Source organism: Nocardia sp. NPDC101769 (assembly GCF_044766925.1).
Classification (GTDB): domain Bacteria; phylum Actinomycetota; class Actinomycetes; order Mycobacteriales; family Mycobacteriaceae; genus Nocardia.
In genome coordinates this window covers 1-4,579 of record NZ_JBIWMX010000097.1, presented here as the reverse complement: position 1 = coordinate 4,579, position 4,579 = coordinate 1, and the positions used below count along the sequence as shown (strand labels likewise).

General features: G+C 63.7%; 5 protein-coding genes. 1 reads left to right on the top strand and 4 read right to left on the bottom strand.

The features are described 5' to 3' along the window. Positions 1-216: 216 nt before the first annotated feature. The 4 genes from ACIRRA_RS45400 to ACIRRA_RS45385 form a co-directional block, all read right to left on the bottom strand. Positions 217-585: a VOC family protein gene (locus tag ACIRRA_RS45400; protein WP_402782168.1), complete on the bottom strand. Its 369-nt coding sequence runs from the start codon at positions 583-585 to the stop codon at positions 217-219. A 458-nt stretch (positions 586-1,043) separates the two neighbouring features. Continuing rightward, positions 1,044-1,874: a transposase family protein gene (locus ACIRRA_RS45395; RefSeq protein ID WP_402782165.1), complete on the bottom strand. Its 831-nt coding sequence runs from the start codon at positions 1,872-1,874 to the stop codon at positions 1,044-1,046. Positions 1,875-2,099: 225 nt separating this feature from the next. After that, positions 2,100-2,384 (bottom strand): tetratricopeptide repeat protein, encoded by a 285-nt coding sequence (locus ACIRRA_RS45390; RefSeq protein WP_402782162.1) that lies wholly within the window; start codon positions 2,382-2,384, stop codon positions 2,100-2,102. A gap of 442 nt (positions 2,385-2,826) precedes the next feature. Further along, entirely contained in the window at positions 2,827-3,105 is a 279-nt protein-coding gene (locus ACIRRA_RS45385) for a hypothetical protein (protein WP_402782159.1), read from the bottom strand. 597 nt (positions 3,106-3,702) lie between these two features. Here ACIRRA_RS45385 and ACIRRA_RS45380 point away from each other — a divergent pair. After that, on the top strand, positions 3,703-4,476 hold the full coding sequence (locus ACIRRA_RS45380; RefSeq protein ID WP_402782171.1) for a transposase family protein: 774 nt from the start codon (positions 3,703-3,705) through the stop codon (positions 4,474-4,476). Positions 4,477-4,579 lie beyond the last annotated feature (103 nt).

Sequence of the window (4,579 nt, the reverse complement as noted above, 5' to 3'; positions counted from 1 at the left end):
CCACACCGAATATCCGACACAGCCTTGGGTGCCATCCGCCCTCACCGGCACCTCCAAAGCGTATCGCGCAACCATCGAGCACACACCGGTACGAGGCTGCAACAGCACCGACAGTGAGGCGGCGGACCGCCTTTGCCGATGACCGAGCGTCGTCGAGATCAATTTGGTCAAACCGGTGACCAACGGCTCGGCCGCGCCGAGCCGTTGGTCACCCGGTCAAGGGGTTGGCGGCAAACACAGGCAGAAAGGATGACCGGCCGGGTCCAGGAGAACGCGACATTTGGCGGGTGCTGGCTGATAGTCACAGAGCTTGGCCCCGAGGCGCACCGCTTCGGCTTGCGCGGCATCGAGATCGGCTACCGCGAGATCGAGATGAATCTGCTTCGGGGTGCTTTCATCCGGCCAGGAGGGCGGCTGGTAGTTCGGTATCCGAATGGCCGTGAGGACCAGGTGCGGAAGTTTGACGCTCACGAACTTGTCTGTGCTGGTGGCGATTACGCCGCCCAGCAACTCGGCCCAGAAGTTCGCGAGAACGGCCGGATCGTTACAGTCGACGGTGATAGACCCCAGGTGTGCTACAGCCACCACCGCACGATACTGAAACGCGTTTCAGGTATGTCGAGGCGACAACGCACGCTATGCTGCGACCCGCGCGGTGTGAGTTGGTGCCGCGAGCGGAAGATCAACGGCTGGAGATCATCTCGGGCCGCTCACGTTCGCGGAAGGTCCGCAATCGCCGATGATCGAGCGGCTTCTACTGACAATCAGGGTGATTGGTCTTGTCCTGCGATGATGTGAGCCGGGTGGCTCGATGTACTCAGTAGCGAGGCCCTGCCGCTGCGACGTGTCGCATCCAGATCCGTCGGCAAACGCACCATATTGCCGCATACCACCGCGCTGACCGAACCGGCCAGCGCGGGGCATCGGAAGATCAACTGGCCGTGCCGATCCGAGGCCTGCGGAACGTCCGCTATAGCCGGTTACAGTCGACTTCGGTTGCAAGGGTTGGACATTGAGCGTTTCCGAGTAGCGGTGTGTCGTGGTCAGGTGGTGCGTCGGTGTCGGTGGTGCAGTAACACCAGGGCAGCCGCGACGATCGCGCCGATCCGCCAGGGGCACAGGCTGACTCGCCGCAGGGCCTTGAACCCTTTGAGCAGAGCGTTGCCGCGTTCGGCGACCGCGCGGGTGCCGTTGTGGGTCTTGTTGGCCTGGCGCTGCTGCTCGGACAACACACCGTCGGCCGACTTCTTGATCGGCACCGTGATCAGGTCGGATTCGCCCTCGTAGCCGAGGTCGCCAAGTAGGCCGCGGTCCTCGCCGGTCCACGCCGACAGCGCCGGGGTCATCTCGGGATGGGCGCGCAGCGCGGTGACGTCGTGGGTGCGGCCGGGCGCGACCGGCGAGGTCCACAACGGCCATCCGTCGGGGGCGGTGATGACCTGGACATTGCCGCCGTGATGGCGGTGCTTTCCCGACCACCACAGATCCACCGGCTTGCCCTTGTTGTCCAGCGTGGGGCCCGGTTCTCGGACTCGGTCGGTGTAGATCAGGGTGCCGTCGATCGAAACATGCTCGTGTCCGGCGGCTTTCGCGGCCAGCAGTGCATTGTGCAGCGAAGGGGCCTGCAGTGCGAGAGTGTCGATGACCTCGTGCAGGGCGTCGTAGGCGGTGGTCAGGCCGATGGTGTTGTCGAGGGCGAGTTGTTCGACGCGGGTGGCGTCGAGGAACCACCGCAACGCCAGTACCGCCTGCTCGAGGCAGCTCAGTGCCCGCCAGCGGGTGCCTTTCGTCACGCGGACGTCGGCCAGCAGGTCGGCGACGTAGAAGACGGTGGCCTCGGGGATCGGGAGCACGGCTGTGTATGTCACACTCATGTTGCGCGGGACCTTCTTGCGGAAGTGGGCTGTGGTAAGACCACTTTCACATGCCAGGTCCCGCGCACTTTCGTTGGTTCCCAACATGTTTCGGCGCACAGTCAGCAACATCAAACCGCGACCGTCAGTCGGAAACGCTCATTCAACCGACGTGTCGATATGAACGCCGAGAGTCTTCCGGGCATGTGTCAGAAAAGCGGAAATCGACTTCAATCAACGGCTGGGTTACCGGCCACCCTCGCACGCGGCGGCGGACGCCACGGCCAAATTGCCGTGCACAACCGTGGTCATCGGGTGGTCGTCGCCGAGGACCCGCTCACAGTCGGTGAGGGTCCGTTCGAACAGCTCGATCGCCTGGCCCAGATTCCCCATCGCCTGGTAGGTGCTGGCGAGGTTGTTGGGAATACCGACGATCGAGCGGTCGAACGTGGAAGCGTTGCGGTCGAAATTGAAGCGTCTGGTGGCGCGGGGCTGGCTGGACCAGCAGGACTCCGGGGTATTCACGATCACCGAATAATGCTGGCGTAGCGGGTGATTGACAGCTGGCTTGCGCGGTGCGCAGGGATTTTCACAGACCCCGTCGGCGGGGTGGTTGCGGGCGCGGGACCTGGTGGTAGCAACAGGAATTACCACAAACCTTTGGCTCCGCACGGTCCCGCCATGTCGTTCTACTCTGCAGCCCTCACCGTTGGCACCCTCACCCTCAGCTCCGAGGATCTCGCGCGGATCTCCGCAATCGCTCCCGCTGGCGGTCACGGTGGTCGCGGTACACCCTCGGGATGGCTCTGATCCCGCGTCGGACACAGCGGATCGCACGCCGTATACCGCTGATCGCGCTGACCAAACCGGCTAGCGCGGGGCAGCCGAAGATCAACGGGCAGAGCGCCGTACGGCCGTAGGCTGTGCGCGCTCATGCCGAATGTCGTGTGTTCACCTCGCGAAAGAACGATGGCTAATAGTGATATGTGAAGTAGCCCGAGGTCCAGTGGCCCTTGTCGACTTGGTACCTGTCGATGTGAAAACAGTCGGGTTCGTCCCGGAAACCGGGGAGGGTCCGCGCTTCCAGAATTCGTTCCTGTGCGCGCTGCTCGGTTGAGTAGACACCCAAGAATTTGACCTCGTCTCCCTCTTGCTCGTCCCAGTCGAGGTCTCCATCGTCGTCGACGTGTCGTGTCGGAGACCCGTCCAGCGGGCGCGCATGATGGATGTGCCATAGCAGGTAGACGTCCACGTTGCCGGAGCCTATACCGGGATGTCGACCCACAAGGGCCCTGATCCAGTGGTCGGCGGCGAAACGGCCGCGAGCCAAGGACATCCGCTATGCCGCATACCGCGCTGACCCAACCGGCCAGCGCGGGCATCGGAAGATCAACTGGCCGTACCGATCCGAGGCCGGCGGAACGTCCGCTATTGCCGCATACCGCGCTGACCGAACCGGTCGGGGCGGGGCGCCGGCGGCCGGAACCTGGTGCGGCGCAGAACGTCCGCTACTGCCGAGGAGCGTGCCTTCTTGCGGCTCAGCGACCGCCCTGCTGCGGGGGCCGCCACATCAACCACACTCGTGGGCCGCCGAAGTACATCGTCATCTGATCACGAACCGCAAATCCGAAGCGCTCGTAGTAGGCGAGATTTCCCCGATTGCTGGTTTCCAGGTAGGCAGAGGCGCTTTCGCGGTCGCAGGGACCAAGTCGGGACAGTGAGCCATTTTCATCCTGCGTGAATGACGTTGAGGGGCAATGGTTCTGATCTCGGCGTGTCGCCTCAGGATATGGAGAAGCCCCTGGTAGATCAGCTGTCGACCAAAACCGCTGCTTCCCAAGGGCTTCCATTGTTGTTTTACCGTGCCGCGCTGCCGTTGTCACGCCATACCCTGAACTACGTCGCTGGAGTGATCCGCCGGCACCGCAGCAAGATCGGCTCGGTGTGGCGCAAGCTCGATCCCGGTCGCCAAGCCATGCTGGTGCTGGCCTACCTGCGCAAGGCCGAAACCTACAGCGATCTGGGGGCCGGGTTCGAGATCTCGACGACGACCGCCTGGCGGTACGTGGAGGAAACGGTGGAACTGCTGGCCGAGCGTGCGCCGAAGCTGAGATCGGCGCTGCGGCAGGCGAAGAAGAACGGGCACGCGTATCTGATTCTCGACGGCACTCTGATCGCGATCGACCGGGTCGCCGCCGACCGTCCCTACTATTCGGGCAAGCACCGCCTCCACGGGATGAACATCCAGGTCATCGCCACGCCTGATGGGGACATCGTGTGGGTGTCGGGGGCGCTGCCCGGCAGTGTGCACGACGCGAAGGCCGCCTGGATCTGGCAGATCATCCACGAACTTGAGAGCTGCGGGCTGATCGTGCTGGCGGACAAGGGTTATCAGGGTGTCGGAGGTCTGCACACGCCCTACAAGGGGCGCAACAAGCCGGAATCGCAGAAGCAGGCCAACCGGGCTCACGCGAGACTGCGTGGACGCGGCGAACGCGCCAACGCGCAGCTCAAGAGCTGGAAGGTACTGCACAAGCTGCGCTGCTGTCCCCACAAGGCCGGGACCCTGGCCAAGGCCATCCACGTCCTACAAGACCACGAGCTTCAAGCCGAACGAGGATGAAAAAGGCTCAGTAGTAGCTCGCGGCCACAGCCCATTCCACGCGCACCCGGAGATGTTCCGATCGCCTGTAGGTACCAGTGTGGCTCGCTCGGGTGCACGCGCT

Bases quoted from the DNA above. Each gene is read 5' to 3' on its own strand.
- ACIRRA_RS45395 (WP_402782165.1), bottom strand. From the start codon at position 1,874: ATGAGTGTGACATACACAGCCGTGCTCCCGATCCCCGAGGCCACCGTC.